Origin of the sequence: Lederbergia lenta NBRC 16444 (genome assembly GCF_001591545.1) — a bacterium.
GTDB classification, from domain to species: domain Bacteria; phylum Bacillota; class Bacilli; order Bacillales; family Bacillaceae_C; genus Lederbergia; species Lederbergia lenta.
Genome location: NZ_BCVC01000001.1, coordinates 1841447 through 1860139 on the forward strand (window position 1 = coordinate 1841447; position 18693 = coordinate 1860139).

The following is an 18693-nucleotide window of genomic DNA, read 5'->3' on the forward strand; positions in this document are numbered from 1 at the left end:
TATATTTCATTATATGTGAGAAACAACTGATGCGTCAAGATTACTGGTCTACATCCTCTAAAGCTTTCAATTCTGTCGCATCTACTTCAAATTCCATTAATTGATCCCAATCGTCATGACCTATTAAATCTAATTGTGCCTCAATTAACATTTTAAATCTAGTTCTAAAAACTTTTGATTGTTTTTTCAGTTCTTCAATTTCCAGTGCTATTTTACGCGCTTTAGACAATGATTCATTTACGATTCTATCCGCATTTTTTTCTGCTTCTCTGATGATTAGTTTTGCTTCTTTTTGCGCATTGCCTCTTACTTCTTCTGCTGCTTCTTGAGCAACAACTATGGACTTGTGCAAAGTATCTTCAATACTGCTGAAATGTCCTAATCGTTCATTTGTGGAAGTCAATTTGTCTTCCAATTCCTTTTTCTCGCGAAGGATCAGTTCATAGTCTTTAATAATTTGATCCAAAAATTCATTAACCTCATCTTCATCATAACCACGCATCTTTTTACCAAATTCTTTATTATGTATATCCACTGGCGTTAACGACATGAATGCCACCTCCACTGCTCATCTTTCGACTATGCGTATATTGATATTATACAGAATTCCGACGGAATATGTCGATAATCTTGAAATTTATCTCGTTTATTTTAATAATCCTACTTTTATACGCCATCGATCTTTTTTTGTTTTACCTTGAATCTCAATAATTTTACATCGTCCCATTCCACGTACAGACAATACATCGCTTGCCATACACTCGAATGCAGTTTGTTCTACCTTTTCCCAATTGACTTTTATGAGCCCTTGTTGAATAAGATTTTGTGACTTTTGTCTTGAGATATTATAAGCAGCTGCAAGGATAACATCGAGGCGCAAAGAACTGACTGTTTTTTCTGATTCACGCCATTGTTCATCGGATGAAATCGGATCATCAGCTTGTTTTTGAATGGTCACTTTGGCTTTACCAATTTGATTTAATTCCAAAAAAATATAACTTTCTACTTCTTCAGCCATGAAGAATTGAATCCTGTCACCGCTCTTTCTAATATCACCAAATTTATCTCTCTTTAGTCCAAGTGACATGATGGAACCCAGAACCATTCTATGATCTAGTTGAATAAACTTTCGCGGGTAATCAACCTCATATAGCCCAATTTGAAAGTCTTCGTCCTTTAGTTCAAAATATCCGGGATAGATATAAGCCCTTTTTCGCTCACTGTTTTCCGCTCCCCCAAAGAACTGGTAACATACCTCATTGTTTTCTCCCAAAAGTGCACTTAAAATAAATTGTTGACGCGGATCAAGAAAATCAGTCAATTTAGCTGCATAAGTGCGATCTACGTATTCTCTCCACTCGACAACTTGATCGATGAATTCTTTTTCTTCTGGTCTGAAATGCTGGTAAACGACAGACATTGCTCACACTCCATTTAGTTCCTACTACATAGATCACAACGACTTTGCCACAAGTCGTTGTATACATCACAAAATTACTCTAATTTCTCTTTTAACCAAACCAGAGCGCGAGTTGTTGTAATCCACCTGTAGCCAGCCTTAATACAAAAAAAGCAACGATTGGGGAAATATCGATCATTCCTAACGCCGGAACAAATCGACGAAATGGTTCTAGATAAGGTTCACAAATTCGCGCTAAAAATTGGCCAATCCCTGTTTCTCGAGAATTTGGAAACCAAGACATTAAAATATAAATAATTAATGCAAAAGAATAATATTGTATTAATGTAGCTAATATACCAACGATCATGTTCATATTACTCAACTCCACCTCGTATCTTGAAATTCACTATCATTCATTAGTTCAGATATATTACCTGAGACTTCCACATTATCTGGCGTACACAGAAAGATATCCTGACCTACCTTTTGGATATCGCCACCAATAGCATATACGGCACCACTTAAGAAATCGACAATACGCACACCTTGATCACGCTGTATTCTTTGTAAGTTGACAACGACTGCTCGACGGTTAACTAAATGATCAGCAACCTCTTGCGCTTCTGCATATACTCTTGGTTCAATCAAAATCACTTTTGAAGACTTTTGGACACTTTGTAAGCTAACGACATTTTGTTTTCGATTTATAGGTTGTTCACTTTCCACACTTGGACGTGTTTCCTTTACAACTTCTTCTTCCTCGTACTCATATTCATCCTCCAGCTGAAAAAAGTTTTTAAACTTCGTTTTCATGCCCATCATTATCCCTCCTTAGATTCTTCCCCAACAAGCGCTGTACCAATACGAACAAATGTGGAACCTTCTTCAATTGCAATAAGATAATCATTCGACATACCCATCGATAATTCTGTGCATGGAGCATGTGCCAATTTCATCTTCGCTATTTCTATTTGAATATGCTTCAACTTCCGAAAACACGCGCGCGGGATACTGCTGTCATCTGTATGTGGGGCCATTGTCATTAAACCTACAATAACAATATTTTGATATTCACTAAGCTGTTCAATAAAAGGAATTACCTCATCTGGATTGATACCATGCTTCGATTCTTCACCTGAAACATTCACTTGAACAAAACATTTAATCTGCTTATCTGCTCGCTTATTAATTTCTTTAGCGAGAGATAGTCTGTCCAATGAATGAATAAAGGAAACTTTATCAATGATATTCTTCACTTTTCTTGTTTGTAATGTGCCAATAAAATGCCAAACTGCTTGACCTTTGAACGCTTCCCATTTAGAAGTAAGACCATCATCACGATTCTCACCAAAATGTATAATTCCTGCATCATGAGCTTCTAACGCTCTTTCTGTAGAAACATATTTTGTAACCGCAATGATAGCCACTTCATTAGGAGATCTTTCAGATTGTTCACAGGCTACTGCAATATTATTATTAATAACTGCTAATTTACTCTTTACTGTCATGAATTAAAACTCCTAATAATTCTTTGTCCCTAATAGACGAAAGGATATTTTCTTTAGTGTACCATAAATGAGTGTAAACGGATATTGTAAACTTATTGTTGTGGCTCACTAATCTGCTTTTGAACAAATTTAGTTACTTGATGTCTTACCAAAATAACATCTGTACCTATTTTTACGATTTGATTCCAGGGAATAGCTATTTCCTCCTCTCTACCGAAAAATCCTAAAAGTCTTCCCGTATTGCCAATAATAATCGTTTCAATCTTACCGGTCTCAAGATTGATTTCTATGTCTCCGATGTTACCAAGTTTTTTTCCATCACTAATATTTACTACATCTTTAATTTGAAATTCAGATATTCTCACCATAACAATTCCCCTCTCATATTCAGGATCGCTCATTACTATATGTATGCATAAGCGATAGACATTCATGTATGGAATGAAATATGAAAACTTATGTTCAACTAACTTACTCGCACAATAAAAATCATCTTTTTTCATACTTCTTCCATGCTTAAAAAGCATCATACCCCCATCGTGTAGAAGGGGTATGATGCTTTTTTACTGGATATTCTTATTCATTTGTTTGATAGCTGCTTTTTCAAGTCTAGAAACTTGTGCTTGCGATATTCCTATTTCCTCTGCGACTTCCATTTGTGTTTTCCCTTGAAAAAATCGTTTGCGGATGATCATTTTTTCTCGGTCGTTTAATCTTTGCAAACCATCATGCAGCGCTATTTCTTCAATCCATAATGTATCGCGGCTTTTTTCATCGCTTAGCTGATCCATCACGAAAATCGGATCTCCACCATCATTATATATCGGCTCAAATAATGATACTGGATCTTGAATCGCATCTAAAGCGAATACAACTTCTTCTCGAGGAATGTCCAACTCTTTGGCGATTTCCAAGGCAGTTGGCTCCTTCGAGTACTTTGCCATTAACTTTTCTCGAACATGCAATGCTTTATAAGCTATATCTCTTAAAGATCTTGAAACTCGGATTGGGTTATTATCTCTTAAGTATCTCCGAATTTCCCCGATAATCATCGGTACTGCATAAGTAGAAAAACGAACATTTTGGTTCAAATCAAAATTATCTATTGATTTCATCAGTCCAATACAGCCAACTTGGAAAAGGTCATCCACATATTCACCTCTGTTGTTAAAGCGCTGAATGACACTCAAAACAAGCCTTAAATTTCCATTCACTAGTTTTTCACGCGCTGATAAGTCCCCTTGTTGCATTTCCTTTAAAAGTTTCCGCATTTCATCATTTTTTAGCACGGGGAGCTTAGAAGTATCCACACCGCATATTTCAACTTTATTCCGCTTCAACTTTTTCCCTCCTTGCAGGAGCAGCTATACAAAATTAAGTATCTCCGTAGGGGGAAAATCTATGCATAATTACTTTTTCTTTGATGTTAAAAAAATACGATAACACCTTGATTATTAAGGAAGAAAACTACTTATATTATTTTTTCTAAACCATTTTATTAAACTCCTTTTGCAGTCTTTTAATGATTCTTTTTTCAAGTCTCGATATATATGACTGGGATATCCCAAGCATATCAGCTACGTCCTTTTGTGTTTTTTCTTCTCCTCCCACAAGACCAAAACGCAGTTCCATAATTTGTTTTTCCCGGTCAGATAATTTCTCAAGTGCCCTTAACAGCAATGACTTATCTACATTTGCATCCAATTCCTTTGTGATAATATCATTTTCTGTCCCTAAAACATCAGATAATAATAATTCATTTCCATCCCAATCAATATTCAATGGTTCATCGAAAGACACTTCAGAGCGGGTTTTATTATTTCTTCGCAAATACATTAGAATTTCATTTTCGATACATCTTGACGCGTATGTAGCTAATTTTATTTTTTTCTCTGGATTAAATGTATTAACAGCTTTGATTAAACCAATCGTTCCAATACTAATTAAATCTTCAATATTAATGCCCGTATTTTCAAATTTACGCGCAATATATACGACTAGTCTCAGATTTCTTTCAATCAAAATCGATCTAGCCGTTTTATCTCCACTAGGAAGTTTATTTAATAATATTGCTTCCTCGTCTCTAGACAGTGGCGGAGGTAATGCTTCACTACCACCGATATAGAAAACTTCATCAGATTTTAAACCGAATTTCTTGAGTAATCGATACCAATAATAATACAGACGCAATCGTAATTTTTTCAAAAATGATCCTCCTTCCAATCTTTCAAGCTCATTTTTCAGACGCTTACTCATATTCATACTTATTATTTAAACTACCATTCAACATACACTTCGTTTGTCCCAAGTAAATGCGGGCTTCCTCTCAAGGAAAAGCGAGTACCTCTGTATGCTGAATGCTCAGTGGTTATATATTGATCTTTCAACTCGCTCAGAGTAAATGAATTTTTCAGAAATCTCTTTTATTATTAGGACGCAGGCTGAATAATGCCATCTGAAGCCATTAACGGGTGGATAATACAGTGAAAACGTTGATCACCCGAAAGTTCTTGATCCGTAAATACAATAAGTGCTTTTTTCACTTCTTTTACAGTGTTATTTTCCAAAAGTGTCATTTTATCAGCTTTAAATGCGCATAGTAATTGATTTTTTTGGCCAAGGGTTGTTGCCGGAATCAGTCTCATCATATCTGCCCATTGTGGAGGTATTTGTCCTACTGCATCCAAATTGTCATTTTTACTAGAAGCCAGAAGAAGAATTTCTTTTGGTAGCTGATCGGCCACGGCTGATGCTTGCACTATCATTACAGGCATTTTAGAAATTGGATCATACAAGTTATTCCCGCTGTCAATTAATCCTTTTAATGAAAATTCTATATCATTGATAACAACATCTACATCAACTAAGACATCATAGACTAGATTAGAAACTGTAATCCTATTCGTGCTGCGTTGCGAGAAATGCCATGCAGCAGGAAAACCGATCATTACAAATAACCAACTAATTGGATCTCCATATCCTTGTATGCTATTCACTAGAACTGCAGATTGTAGCTCAATGTCGAAATTTAATAAGTAATGAATCCCAATTAGTATCCCACCCATTAAAAATGTAGAGAAATACAATGTCATTAACCCACTAATAAAATAATTTAATCGCTTAAAACCAAATGCAAAGAGAATCATAATAACTGAAATACCTATTTTTGATAACGGATGATTTGCTAATGTAGCTAATGGTGTAATAGATAATATAATAAGTAAAGACCCTATTAATCCCCCCAAGAGAATTCTAGCAAGATGTATATTTCTCTTTAAAAATATTGCTGTCATCCATATAAGCAAGCTATCAACAAGGAAATTTAACAGCCAGATTACATCTAAATATACGACCAAGCAAACCTCCTCCCTTTCCGAAAGCAACAAGTTTTCGTTTCCTTTGTTCTATTATAAAAAAGTATATAGTATGCACAATTTGAAGTGTGTCGGTTTGTAGGTGGGAAAATGCAGAAGTTTTCACATCTTCTTTGGAAGATTGTCAAATTAACAGAAAAATTATCGGACAGGTACATATGTCAAAAAAGAGAGGAGAGTGTAGTGTATAAAAAAAGAGTCCATCTACTTACAAGTCAAAACCTTTAAAGCAGCTATCTTGATGTTTTCATTGATACTTGAGGCTATGGATACTGAAAAAATATCATTTATGGAAGGTAACCATCTCAAAAGAAAATATTCTTCATACAAAAACAGACCCAATAAACGTTCATCAGGTCTGTTTTGGCCACAATCTAATTTTAAAATTTCGATATGCTCTCTACAATAGAACTATCTTCTGCGATTTCTATTTCTTAGGAAAGTTGGTATATCTAAGGTATCTTCTACAGGTTGCTGGTTTGTACGGGATGGTTCTTGAGGTTCTTCTCTTTTTGGTTCCCGTTGTGTCACATGTGTATTTTGATTCATCGGTTTAGATTGTCCAAATGTAGGACGCTGCTGTTTAGGCTGCTGGGCAGTAGGTGCCTCATCAAAACCAGTTGCTATGACAGTTACAATAATCTCGTCCTTCAAGTTATCATTAATAACTGAACCAAAGATCATATTCACTTCTTGGTCTGAAGCAGAAGCTACAATGTCAGCCGCTTCTTGTACTTCATATAGACTTAAATTAGAACCGCCTGTAATATTCATCAAGACACCTTGTGCACCCTCAATAGACTTTTCAAGTAAAGGAGATGATATTGCTTTTTTAGCAGCTTCGGATGCTCGATTTTCTCCAGTGGCAATACCTATTCCCATTAAAGCAGACCCTTTATTTGTCATAATTGTTTTAACATCTGCAAAGTCAAGGTTAATCAATCCAGGTGTTGCGATTAAATCTGAGATACCTTGTACACCTTGCCTTAAAACATTATCCGCTTCACGGAATGCTTCTAACATTGGTGTGCTCTTATCAACTATTTCTAAAAGTCTATCATTCGGGATGACAATTAAAGTATCTACCGCGTCCTTCATTGCCCCGATTCCACCGCCGGCTTGGTTAGCACGCTTTCTACCTTCAAAAGTAAATGGTCGTGTAACAACACCTACAGTGAGTGCACCGAGGTCACGAGCGATCTGTGCGATAACAGGTGCAGCACCAGTACCTGTTCCACCGCCCATACCAGCAGTAACAAATACCATGTCGGCACCTTGTAATGCTTCCTCGATCTGCTCCTTGCTTTCTTCAGCTGCTTTCTTACCGACTTCTGGATTGGCTCCTGCTCCAAGTCCTCTAGTGAGTTTAGCTCCGATTTGCATCTTAATTTCAGCTTTTGATAAATTTAATGCCTGTGCATCTGTATTAACGGCTATAAATTCTACTCCTTGTACGTCGTGTTCTATCATCCGGTTAACAGCGTTATTTCCACCGCCACCTACACCGATTACCTTAATCGTTGCTAATGAATCTAAATTTGTATCGAAGTCTAACATAGCAAGTCCTCCTAATTTGGTTTATTCAGCTGGGATGCCTACTCGAAAAAGTAACCAAAAAATCTTTTTACTTTTGAGCCTATTTTCTCATCCGTATCTTTTTCTTTTTGTTGTTTGGTTGAAACTTCTTTGGTTGGTCGTTTATCTGTCGGATCATTTGAATGATGAATGGGTGATGCACTTATATTTCTGCCTTGCAATCTAGCATTCTTATAAGCATAACGAATTAATCCTACTGCTGTAGTAAATTGCGGCTCCCGAACACCAATATAATCAGGACTAGCAACGCGAACGCGATTCTGCAAGATGACTTGGGCTAAATCCATAACACCAGGCATATTTGCTACTCCACCTGTCAACACATACCCGCCTGGGAGGTCTGAATTACCACCCATCCGCTTTATTTCTTGTTGGACAAGTTCAAAGATTTCTTCCATTCGCGCTTCAATAATATCAGATAATTCTAGCTGATTAAATTGTTGATGCTGATCACTACCAATAATTGGTACGCTAAACACTTCATCTTCTGATGCAAGGTCGTAAAAAGCGTGGCCATGCTTAATTTTAATTTTTTCTGCATCTTCTGTAGCTGTTCTTAGTCCGATAGATAAATCTTTGGTGATATGCTCCCCACCGACTGGAATGACGCTTGTTCCTTTGATAGAGCCTTGCTCAAACACAACTACTGTTGTAGAACCTCCACCGATATCAATTAATGCTGTTCCGAGATTCTGTTCATCTTTAGATAACGCCGCTGATGCGGTAGCTAATGGCTGCAACACAATTTCCACAATTTCAAGGCCAGCTCTTTCAACACATCGCAGCGTATTATGTAAAATTGTTTTTGAACCTGTAATGATTGTACCTTCCATCTCTAGTCGAACACCAATCATACCTCTTGGATCGGTAATTTCATCTAATCCGTCTACAATAAATTGTTGAGGAATGATATTAATAATTTCCCTCTCTGGTGGGATAGATACAACCTCAGCAGCATCCATTACCCTTCCAACATCTTCATCGGATATTTCTCTATTTTCACTTGAAACCGCAACTACACCATGACACGGCTGAAGCCCGACATGATTGCCCGCTATGCCGACAATGACATGATTGATTTGCATTCCGACCATTCTTTCCGCTTGTTCTACTGCCTTTTTTATAGACTGAACTGTCTCATCAATATCAACAATTGAGCCCTTCCTAATCCCTTCAGAATCGGCATTTCCAACACCAATGATATTTAAAGAATCATTTGTCATTTCTCCAATTATCACTTTCACTGTGGATGTACCAATGTCCAGGCTGACATATATTTCACTGTTGTTCAATCCATGGCACCTCCTTTTACAAAACTTTTTTTCTTCGTTTATTTAATAGATTCATTTGTAATCATCCTTGAGTTTACTTAATAAAATACATTCGGCACTAATTGAGTATTTCCTTTTTATAATACTATTTATTTAGAATTTTCTCTAGCACTAGCCCATTTATTCAATAGAATTCTGCGAATCACTGCTATATTTTGGAATAGTCTTATGCCAAATGCAAAAATTGCAGCTAAGTATAAGTCTACACCAAGATGAACACCTAGAAAAGCTAAACTTGCAGCTAATACTATATTAAAGAAAAAACCAGATACAAATACACGGTTGTCATATAAATTTTGTAAGTGAGACCTGATCCCACCAAATAAAGTGTCCAGTGATGCTAGTACTGCTATAGAAAGGTAGTTAGCATATTCTTCTGGTATGGTAATATCAGTTAACAATCCAAATGTAATTCCTATTAGAAGACCAAGTAACGGAAGCCACATCTTAGTTCTCTCCTTTTTCTTGCGCGGGCTTCATATTACGTATACGAAGTGTGTCGACGAATGGTGTTATAGTAATTGAATCCGAAGGCTTTGATATTTTCACCCGTAAATTATCAATGAAAAAGTCTTCAATAGATGGTGATACTTGCATTCTATTATACATTTTATCAGCAGAGTCTTTGTTTTCCGTAATAATCAATATGTTGAATGGTAGAACATTGAGAGAATGATTACCGACTTTAGTCTCTCCATTAATTTCACGTATTACAGTCGTATTAATGATTCTCTCTCCATCAATTGAAATATGTTCTGCACCAAACATATTCAATTCGTTGATTAAACGCTGGAGAATCACTGGTGATACAGCATTAAATTTCTCACCGAGTAACAATGCTTCTGTGAGAGGCTCGATCGTTAAAATAATTCCTGGACCCGTTACTTCGGTTAAGCCTGCTTCTTTTCTTAATTCTTGTAATGTTTGCCTTAATGTCTCTTCTTTACTACCAGCAATTTCTGATTCATAATTATGAATTCTGTCTTCGTTTTTTTGAATTTCTCTAATTAGTTTAGAATAGAGCTCCATTTCCTTTGTTAGATGTTGACGAAGCTCCCATGTGTCGCGTGTATCTCTTACAACAGGCTCCTGCACTGTTTGAAACTGGATCGCAATCATACATCCAATAATGAAAGTAATAAAAGTAAAGTAAAGTTTTGTTCGCTTAGTCATTATGATGCTTCTCCCAATACAGGCTCTAATTCAATTAGTTTTTTCTTTTCCAGCGTAAATGTGATATTGTCATTTACTAATTGATCACGAACGCCACCTTTTAAAGTTAAAGCTGAGACCATTACATCTGTTTCACCTATAGCTGTAATCTCAAATGGAGCGGGAAATGGATTACCATCAACAGTAATAACCGGACCAGTACAAACAATATAGGAATCATGCTTTAACCTTTGGCCATTAACCGCAACTGCTGATGCACCGGAAATGTATAATTCATTGATCACTTTAAATACATGGTGTTCATGGACTAAATAATCATTGACATTGCCTTCAGTAGTAAAATCTCCATCCTCAAGACTTACAACAATCCCTGGTCCTTCTACTTTAATTTTCCCAAGAAACATACGATACTTTTCTGCATCCTCAGCTAAGTCAGAAAAAGTTTGTTCTTCCTGTGAAAGTTGCTTTTCCATTTGCCGAACATTATCTTGTTTCTCGTATAATTTTTTTTGCAAACCGAGGTTTCTTTCTTGATAACTAACTAATTGCTGTCGCAGCTCCATTTCCTTTATATGTTGCTTATCTGTTATACCTTGTCCCGACTCTTTTTCCTTGCTTGTATAACTATATGAAAAGGCGAGGATAAAACCAAAGACTAAACACACAAAAGATATAACTACATACTTACTCTTCTTTCCCTTCTGCATCCAAACCTTCTCCTTCTATTTCAAAAGCTTTAAAAAAAGAGCCAACTTCTAAATCAAGTACGCCTTTAATCTCAGAGTCTAACTGACTAATATACGAAGGATAATGTATCATTTTTTCTGAAAATGTCGGGATGCTAGCCCTCACTTCATTTCCGTCATTTGTATACAGATAAATATGATATTTATCTGTTTTCTTCGGGTCATAACGAATTTCGGAAATAACATTGGTGATTTCAGTTGGTAGTTGCTTGAGCTCCGCAGTTAGGTCATTTAATACATCACCAGTTTTAAAATTTATCAAGATCAGAGCGTCTTCTATCGTGTTATATTCCTTTTTTTGATTTAATACCTTCCCTGTTTCCAATAGAGGATAGTATTGCTGGTCTTTCTCCATATAAGCTATCGTCGCATATTCTACTACATTAATTTTCAGTACATTTGGAAATGTGACCTTTATTTCAGCTGTTTTTATTTCTGGTAGGGATAATAATTGTTCTTTCCCAAAACGCTTATCCACTTTCCATATATTTAAGCCTTCTGCCATTTTGGTAACTGATAATATCTCTTCAGATGAAATTTTGTCATTCCCTTTGATTTCAATTCTTTTTATATGACTGAGTGGGGATTGAAAATATACGACAGATACAATTAGTAAGAAGAATAACGATAGTAGAAGAATGAGGCGCCTATTGGCTTTTCGCCTTCGATGTTCTTTTATTTTTGGTATCCTTTCTTCAAGGGATAATACTTTCCCTTTTTGCATAGTCATTTCCCCTTTAAACGAAACCTATTTTATATAACCAGAATAACACGATAAGGGCTCATGGGCCTATCATTTTTCGCCCTAGTTCTTTATATATATTTTCTACTTCAAATAAGAAGAGCGTTGTTATAATTTAACCAAAAGATAATGTGTTGGTTGCAAGATCACTTAGTCATTTTTTTGCAAGGCCTTAATTACGTCAAATAATCTGTTTGATGCATCTTGGATACCAAGTTTTTTAGAAGCATTCCCCATATTTGTTCTTTCAACTTCATCCAATAATAATGCATCAAGCGCAGTAATTAAACGTTGGCTAGTTAATTCCTTCTCGGTTAGCATGTATGCTGCCCCTTTTTCAACAAGCGCTTCTGCGTTTTTTTCTTGATGATTATTCGTAACATAGGGACTCGGTATCAAAATAGACGGTAAACCGAGCGCTGTTATTTCGGCAATAGATGTAGCTCCCGCTCGCCCAATTACAACATCAATGGAAGCAAGTAACTCTTGCATATTATGTATAAATGGTACAATCACGACATTATCAAATTGCCCTAACAATTCTGCTTCTATTTGCACTTCATCATAATGAGCTTCCCCTGTAACATATAAAATTTGGTATGGCTTCTTTGATAATTGTGAAAGAGACTTGATAACCACTTCATTAATTGGTCTTGCTCCTCTACTACCTCCAAAAATCAAAGCTATAGGTAAATAATCTTTCAAACCGAATGATTGAATCAGTTCATTATTTTTTTTACCGATTACTTCAGACGCACGGGGATTCCCTGTAAAAACTACTTTGTTTTCTGGAAAGTATTCTCGAACTTGTTCAAAGCAAATGGCTACTTTGTCTACATACCTACTTAAGAATTTATTCGTTAGGCCAGGTATACTATTTTGTTCATGGATAATCGTCGGAATCTTTTTTTTCGCTGCGGCATAAACAACTGGTCCGCATACATATCCGCCTGTCCCAATCACCGCATCCGGTTTAAATTCCTTTAATAACTTTTTACTATCAGTTACCCCTTTTAAAAACCGAAAAATAGTTTTAATATTTTCGAAAGAAAGTGATCGTTTAAAACCGGTAATATTAATTGTCGCAAACGGAATATTTTCCCTGCGAATAATATCGGCTTCTAAGCCTTTTTCCGTTCCTATGTATAGAAATTCCGTCTCTGGATATTCCTCTTTTATTGTTCGGATTAAAGCGAGGGCAGGATAAATATGGCCTCCGGTGCCTCCTCCACTTACGATAATTTTCATTATGACACCTCTATTTGGATTTAATATAAGTCACCTAGATTAGAATTCAAAGCTCCTTAATTATCTTATCTTACTATATAATATACAAGAAAAACGAGTTTACACTAGATTGTTGCCGAAATGTAAAATAGGAAATAAAAAAAGGAAGCGCCACTGGCTTCCTTTTTAGCTAATAATATAGTGCTATCTTAAACATTTCACAGCCATTTCCAAACAATTATCTCGCATGTCGACTTATGTTTAATAATACTCCTATTGCCATTAACATTAAGGTTAATGATGAACCACCATAGCTTAAAAGCGGTAAAGTGATTCCCGTAACTGGCATCAAACCAATCACAACACCAATATTAATCATCACTTGAATAGCAACCATTGATATAATTCCTACCGCTAAAAAACTACCAAATAGATCTGGTGCTGACAAAGCAATCTTAATTCCTCGCCATAATAGTATGGAAAATAGAAGTAAAATAAAACTGCCGCCAATAAATCCAAGCTCTTCAGCAAGAATGGCGAAAATAAAATCTGTTTGCGGTTCTGGTAAATAGAAATATTTTTGTTTACTTTCGCCTAATCCTAACCCTAGTAAACCACCAGGTCCAATTGCATATAAAGATTGGATTATTTGAAAACCGCTATCCATTGGATCTTGCCATGGGTCTAAGAAGGAAGTAATCCTCTTCATTCGGTAGGGAGCAGATATAACAAGCCCAACGAACCCTACTATCCCCAATACGCCTAGAAAGGCAAAATGAGCCACCCTTGCACCAGCAACAAAAATCATGATAATGCATGTCCCAACCATAACTGTACCCGTACCAAGATCTGGTTGGAGCATAATTAAACCAAATGCTAGAAACAGAAGGGATAAAGATGGTAATAACCCTTTTTTAACTGTCGTAATATACCTTTGTTGCGTAGATAGAAACTTTGCTAAAAAAGCAATCATCCCTATCTTCATAAACTCAGATGGCTGTATAGAAAACGCACCAACCCCGATCCAACTTCTTGAACCATTGCGTTCCATACCGATGCCAGGAATAAGCACGGCAATTAAGAGCACGAAGCAAATAATCAGGATAGGCTTTGCCCACTGCTTCCATACCCAATAGTCTAAGTTCATAATCACAAACATCGCGATAAGACCTACCCCTGCAAAAAGCAACTGTCGCTTCAAGAAAAAATAGGAATCGCCAAATTTATAATTAGCCCAAATCGCACTTGCACTGTAAACCATGATTAGACCGACTACTAATAAACTAATAGTTGCCATAATCATTATTAAATCAGGAGCTGTTTTTTTATTTGGCACTGTGCATTCACCTCTGCCGCCCATATTGAAGCATATTATGAGAGCTTGATTTTCATGGTGAAAATACACTTTCTACTGCTCGCTCAATCATAATGACATGCTCTATTTAAGCTTATGCACAGCTTCTATAAAAATATCACCACGAACTTCAAAAGTTCGATACTGATCCCAACTAGCGCATGCGGGTGACAATAAAATAATGTCATCTTCCTGAGATAATTTATAGGCCGCCGGAACTGCCATTTCTACATTTTCTACTCGTTGTATATTTTTAACACCGGCCATTCGACCCGCTTCTTCTAATTTCTCTGCTGTTTCACCGAATAAAACCATTGCTTTTACATTGTCGAGATAAGGAATAAGTTCATCAAACTCATTCCCCCGATCAAGTCCACCCGCTAATAAAATCACAGGTTCGGTAAAGGCTTTTAATGCACTAGCAGCTGCAAGAATATTTGTTGCTTTTGAATCATTATAAAAGGTTCTGTTGTTTATTGTTTTCACAAATTGGGTTCTATGTTTCACACCTCTGAAAGTCCTGAGAACTGATCGTATAGATTCATTTCCGACCCCCAATATTTTCACTGCCGTAACTGCCGCTAAAATATTTTCCAAATTATGATCGCCTGGTAAAGCTATCTCATCTACGGCCATAATCTCTTCCCCTTGAAAGACGAGCTGACCATTTCTCACCGAGGCGCCTTCTGTTAAATAGCGCTTTGTTGAAAAAGGGATGATTTTAGCCTTTGTAAAACGAATCAAATCAATTAATTTTTGCTGATCAGCATTTACAATCAAAAAATCCTCTTCTGTTTGATTTTTAGTAATATTTGATTTTGCTTGCGCATATTCCTTCCAAGTACCATGATAATCAAGATGTGCTTCGTACAAATTGGTAATAATGGCTATTTTGGGACGATATGTTTGAATACCCATTAATTGAAAGGACGAGAGCTCCACAACCATTTTATTTTCGGATGTTGCTATTTGAGCCACCTCTGAAGCAACCGTTCCTATGTTCCCCGCAATCAGCGGTTGATTTTCCGCACTTTGAAGCATTTCAAAAATAAGTGTAGTCGTAGTTGTTTTCCCATTTGTACCGGTAATGCCAATCATTTCAGCTTCTGAAATGCGATATGCTAACTCTATCTCTGTGATGATCGGGATCCCTAATTCAACCGCTCCTTGGACAAGCGGATTAGAATAAGGGATTCCAGGGTTTTTGACAATTAATTCAAAACCTTCATCAAGTAGTTCGACAGGATGACTTCCACAAATCACCTTAATTCCTTGCTCTAACAGTCCTTGAGCATCTGGATTTTCTTCAAAGGGTTTATAGTCATTTACTGTAACAAATGCACCTAATTGATGAAGTAATGAAGCTGCGACAACCCCACTTTTTGCTAAACCAAGAACAAGTATTTTTTTATGGTTGTATTCCGTAATATTTTTCATTTTACATCCACACCTCAATATAAATTCCTAATACAGCAAAAAGCACCCCGACAGTCCAAAACGTTACAACTACCCGCCATTCAGACCATCCAGATAGTTCATAGTGATGATGTAAAGGACTCATTTTGAAAATACGTTTTCCAGTTGTTTTGAAAGATGCAACTTGCAAAATAACTGATAATGTTTCCAATACAAACATTCCACCAATCAGCAATAGAATGATTTCCATTTTCGTTAAGATAGCAATTGCTGCAAGAGCCCCTCCTAGGGCTAGAGAGCCGGTATCTCCCATAAAGACCTTCGCCGGATAAGCATTAAAAACAAGGAACCCTAAAACAGCCCCCATAACAGCTACTGCAAATAATGTAACATCAAGCATTTCTAGACTCCAAGCCAAAATGGCAAAGGCACCAAAAGCAATTGCTGCAGTCCCTGATAAAAGTCCATCAAGCCCATCAGTTAAATTCGTAGCATTTGAAAAACCAACTAACCAAAAAATGATGAATAGAGCATATCCCCAACCTAGGTCAATAGAAAAATCAGTAAGCGGAATAGATATTATCGTAGAAAAACCGTTTATTTTTAAAACAACATAAAAAACAACAGCAATAATAATCTGCCCAATTAATTTTTGCTTCGATGTTAATCCTAGATTTCTCTTCATGGCTATTTTAATAAAATCATCTAGAAATCCTAATAACCCATATCCCAATAAGACGAATAATAATAAATATGTATCCATCCCTGGCTCTGAATATTTTGCAGTCATTACTAAGGTAGTAATAATAATCGATATAACGATTAATATACCACCCATCGTCGGAGTCCCGCTTTTCTTTTGGTGAGATTTTGGACCTTCATCGCGAATACTTTGCCCAAACTTTAATCTTCTTAAAAAAGGGATAAACAATGGTGATAATAATACAGTTATGAGAAAAGCCATAATAATGGCAAATAAAATAATGCGTTCCATTATATATGCTCTCTCCCATTCTGAATATTATTTTGTATATTTACATCTTCAGTTAATAAATCTGTGTTTTTAAGTATCATATTTGTCATATCTCCACTATTATTCAATATTATTTTATTCGTAAATTTCTTCCCAAACGCTGTTAAAATTTCCATCGGATCATCTGTAAAAAGAACAGGAAAATGATTTGGCGTATCACGTGGTAGCTCTATTCCTGCGTCTCTATTAAAAAAACATGCCAGATCAGAGTAATTCAACATTATTTATCGCCCCTTTAATGCTTCTAAAGCAACAAGACGATCATCAAAATCAAATACTCGCTCTCCAATAATTTGATAAGTTTCATGCCCTTTACCGGCAATTAATACAACATCCCCCACTTTAGCCGCATGAATTGCATGTTTAATAGCTTCCCTTCTATCAGGGATGATCTGATAATTGCTCCCTTTTACCCCTTGTTCCATATCATTCAAAATAGCAAGCGGATCTTCGCTTCGCGGATTATCAGAAGTGAAAATAGGATCTGTTGCGTATTTGCATGCGATTTTAGCCATAAGCGGTCTTTTCGTTTTGTCCCTGTCTCCACCACAACCAACAATTGCAAATATACGTTTTTTAGCAAATTGAGAAATTGTTTTCAATACATTTTCTAAACTATCTGGCGTGTGTGCATAATCTACAATGATTGGGAAATTTTGTCCGCCATCCACCGCTTCAAATCTTCCGGAAACACCTGCTACAGTTTCAATAGATTGAACGATAGCATTTAAAGAAATATTAGAAACATAGGCAGTAGCGATTGCCGCCAATACATTATAAACATTAAATTTACCCATCAATTTCAAACTGACTTTTCGTTCAGATTCGGGAGTGATAAGAGTAAATGTAGTTCCACTGCCCTCTAAAACAATATCTTTAGCATGAAAATCAGCCTGGCGGTCAATGCCATAAGTTATTATATGAGCAGCAGTATCATTTAAAAACTGTTCTGTCGCTTCATCATCGTTATTCAAAACAGCAAATTTAGGCTTACTAGCATCATACGTATTGCCAAGCCGCGAGAATAGTAAACCTTTTGCCTGTTTATATTCTTCCATTGTTCCATGATAATCTAAATGGTCTTGGCTTAAATTTGTAAATACTGCAATATCATAATCACATCCATTGACCCTTCCTTGAACAAGTGCATGCGAAGAGACTTCCATGATAGATGTATCCACTTTTTCTTGAACCATCTGCCCAAAAACTGATTGTAGCATAATACTGTCAGGCGTTGTATTTTTTGTTTCGATTACGCGATCTGCTACTTTCATATGGATGGTGCCTATTAATCCAGTTTTCCTGCCCTCATCACGGAAGATTTTATCGATCAAATGACTGGTCGTTGTTTTTCCATTTGTCCCAGTAATGCCGATCATATGCAACTTATGTGTAGGTCTGTCATAAAATGCATCAGCTATAATCGCCATCATACGTTTAGTATTGTCCACTTGAATAACCGGAATATCCACATCAAGGTTTTCTTCCGCTAAAATGGCAACTGCACCTGCTGATTCTGCTTCCTTAGCAAATTGATGACCGTCAACAACATGGCCTCTCACACAAACAAACATACATCCTGGTTCAACCTCTCTATGATCATTAACTATACTTTTAATTTCGGGATTTTCAATAGGTTTCGATATAAATGGAATTGTCTGTAAAAGTGTATGTAGTTTCATTTTGTCCTTCCTTTCGTTTCTTTAACACAGAAACACAACCAAAGTCTTCATGTTATGATTTCATTTTAGACCGTATTATCTATTCTACAAAATTATAGCTTATGAAGCT

21 protein-coding genes are annotated in these 18693 nt (G+C 36.3%); all 21 read right to left on the minus strand.

Annotation, left to right across the window (positions count from 1 at the left end; translation table 11 throughout):
• Window positions 1–40 precede the first annotated feature (40 nt).
• Window positions 41–550: a DivIVA domain-containing protein gene (locus BLE01S_RS08720; protein ID WP_066139862.1), complete on the minus strand. Its 510-nt coding sequence runs from the start codon at window positions 548–550 to the stop codon at window positions 41–43.
• A 96-nt stretch (window positions 551–646) separates the two neighbouring features.
• Entirely contained in the window at window positions 647–1420 is a 774-nt protein-coding gene (locus BLE01S_RS08725; protein ID WP_066139865.1) for a YlmH family RNA-binding protein, read from the minus strand.
• 91 nt (window positions 1421–1511) lie between these two features.
• Window positions 1512–1775: a YggT family protein gene (locus tag BLE01S_RS08730; protein ID WP_066139868.1), complete on the minus strand. Its 264-nt coding sequence runs from the start codon at window positions 1773–1775 to the stop codon at window positions 1512–1514.
• A 5-nt stretch (window positions 1776–1780) separates the two neighbouring features.
• Window positions 1781–2221 carry a cell division protein SepF gene (locus BLE01S_RS08735; RefSeq protein ID WP_066139871.1) on the minus strand — a complete coding sequence of 147 codons (441 nt, stop codon included), beginning with the start codon at window positions 2219–2221 and terminating at the stop codon, window positions 1781–1783.
• Between the two features lie 2 nt (window positions 2222–2223).
• Window positions 2224–2910: a YggS family pyridoxal phosphate-dependent enzyme gene (locus BLE01S_RS08740; RefSeq protein WP_066139874.1), complete on the minus strand. Its 687-nt coding sequence runs from the start codon at window positions 2908–2910 to the stop codon at window positions 2224–2226.
• Between the two features lie 92 nt (window positions 2911–3002).
• The gene (locus BLE01S_RS08745; RefSeq protein ID WP_066141066.1) at window positions 3003–3278 is read right to left on the minus strand and encodes a YlmC/YmxH family sporulation protein; all 276 of its coding nucleotides are present in this window, start codon (window positions 3276–3278) and stop codon (window positions 3003–3005) included.
• Between the two features lie 195 nt (window positions 3279–3473).
• Window positions 3474–4250, minus strand: coding sequence for an RNA polymerase sporulation sigma factor SigG (gene sigG / locus BLE01S_RS08750; RefSeq protein ID WP_066139877.1), 777 nt, complete (start codon window positions 4248–4250; stop codon window positions 3474–3476).
• Between the two features lie 145 nt (window positions 4251–4395).
• Window positions 4396–5115 carry an RNA polymerase sporulation sigma factor SigE gene (gene sigE, locus BLE01S_RS08755; RefSeq protein WP_066139880.1) on the minus strand — a complete coding sequence of 240 codons (720 nt, stop codon included), beginning with the start codon at window positions 5113–5115 and terminating at the stop codon, window positions 4396–4398.
• A gap of 224 nt (window positions 5116–5339) precedes the next feature.
• Entirely contained in the window at window positions 5340–6266 is a 927-nt protein-coding gene (spoIIGA, locus tag BLE01S_RS08760; protein ID WP_066139882.1) for a sigma-E processing peptidase SpoIIGA, read from the minus strand.
• Between the two features lie 429 nt (window positions 6267–6695).
• Window positions 6696–7841, minus strand: coding sequence for a cell division protein FtsZ (ftsZ, locus tag BLE01S_RS08765; RefSeq protein ID WP_066139885.1), 1146 nt, complete (start codon window positions 7839–7841; stop codon window positions 6696–6698).
• A 38-nt stretch (window positions 7842–7879) separates the two neighbouring features.
• Window positions 7880–9172 carry a cell division protein FtsA gene (ftsA, locus tag BLE01S_RS08770; protein ID WP_066139888.1) on the minus strand — a complete coding sequence of 431 codons (1293 nt, stop codon included), beginning with the start codon at window positions 9170–9172 and terminating at the stop codon, window positions 7880–7882.
• A gap of 128 nt (window positions 9173–9300) precedes the next feature.
• Entirely contained in the window at window positions 9301–9657 is a 357-nt protein-coding gene (locus BLE01S_RS08775) for a small basic family protein (protein WP_066139890.1), read from the minus strand.
• A 1-nt stretch (window position 9658) separates the two neighbouring features.
• The gene (locus BLE01S_RS08780) at window positions 9659–10384 is read right to left on the minus strand and encodes a DUF881 domain-containing protein (protein WP_066139893.1); all 726 of its coding nucleotides are present in this window, start codon (window positions 10382–10384) and stop codon (window positions 9659–9661) included.
• Window positions 10384–11091, minus strand: coding sequence for a DUF881 domain-containing protein (locus BLE01S_RS08785; RefSeq protein WP_066139896.1), 708 nt, complete (start codon window positions 11089–11091; stop codon window positions 10384–10386). The genes BLE01S_RS08780 and BLE01S_RS08785 overlap by 1 nt, the downstream gene beginning before the upstream one ends.
• Window positions 11069–11854, minus strand: a complete 786-nt coding sequence (locus BLE01S_RS08790; protein ID WP_066139899.1) for a cell division protein FtsQ/DivIB — start codon at window positions 11852–11854, stop codon at window positions 11069–11071. Before BLE01S_RS08790 ends, BLE01S_RS08785 begins: the two co-directional genes overlap by 23 nt.
• A gap of 168 nt (window positions 11855–12022) precedes the next feature.
• Window positions 12023–13120 carry an undecaprenyldiphospho-muramoylpentapeptide beta-N-acetylglucosaminyltransferase gene (murG, locus tag BLE01S_RS08795; RefSeq protein WP_066139904.1) on the minus strand — a complete coding sequence of 366 codons (1098 nt, stop codon included), beginning with the start codon at window positions 13118–13120 and terminating at the stop codon, window positions 12023–12025.
• Between the two features lie 217 nt (window positions 13121–13337).
• Window positions 13338–14435, minus strand: coding sequence for a stage V sporulation protein E (spoVE, locus tag BLE01S_RS08800; RefSeq protein ID WP_066139908.1), 1098 nt, complete (start codon window positions 14433–14435; stop codon window positions 13338–13340).
• 102 nt (window positions 14436–14537) lie between these two features.
• On the minus strand, window positions 14538–15890 hold the full coding sequence (murD, locus tag BLE01S_RS08805; protein ID WP_066139911.1) for a UDP-N-acetylmuramoyl-L-alanine--D-glutamate ligase: 1353 nt from the start codon (window positions 15888–15890) through the stop codon (window positions 14538–14540).
• Between the two features lies 1 nt (window position 15891).
• Window positions 15892–16866: a phospho-N-acetylmuramoyl-pentapeptide-transferase gene (gene mraY / locus BLE01S_RS08810; protein ID WP_066139914.1), complete on the minus strand. Its 975-nt coding sequence runs from the start codon at window positions 16864–16866 to the stop codon at window positions 15892–15894.
• On the minus strand, window positions 16863–17123 hold the full coding sequence (locus BLE01S_RS08815; RefSeq protein WP_066139917.1) for a hypothetical protein: 261 nt from the start codon (window positions 17121–17123) through the stop codon (window positions 16863–16865). The genes mraY and BLE01S_RS08815 overlap by 4 nt, the downstream gene beginning before the upstream one ends.
• A gap of 3 nt (window positions 17124–17126) precedes the next feature.
• Window positions 17127–18584 (minus strand): UDP-N-acetylmuramoyl-L-alanyl-D-glutamate--2,6-diaminopimelate ligase, encoded by a 1458-nt coding sequence (locus tag BLE01S_RS08820; RefSeq protein WP_066139920.1) that lies wholly within the window; start codon window positions 18582–18584, stop codon window positions 17127–17129.
• Between the last annotated feature and the right edge of the window lie 109 nt (window positions 18585–18693).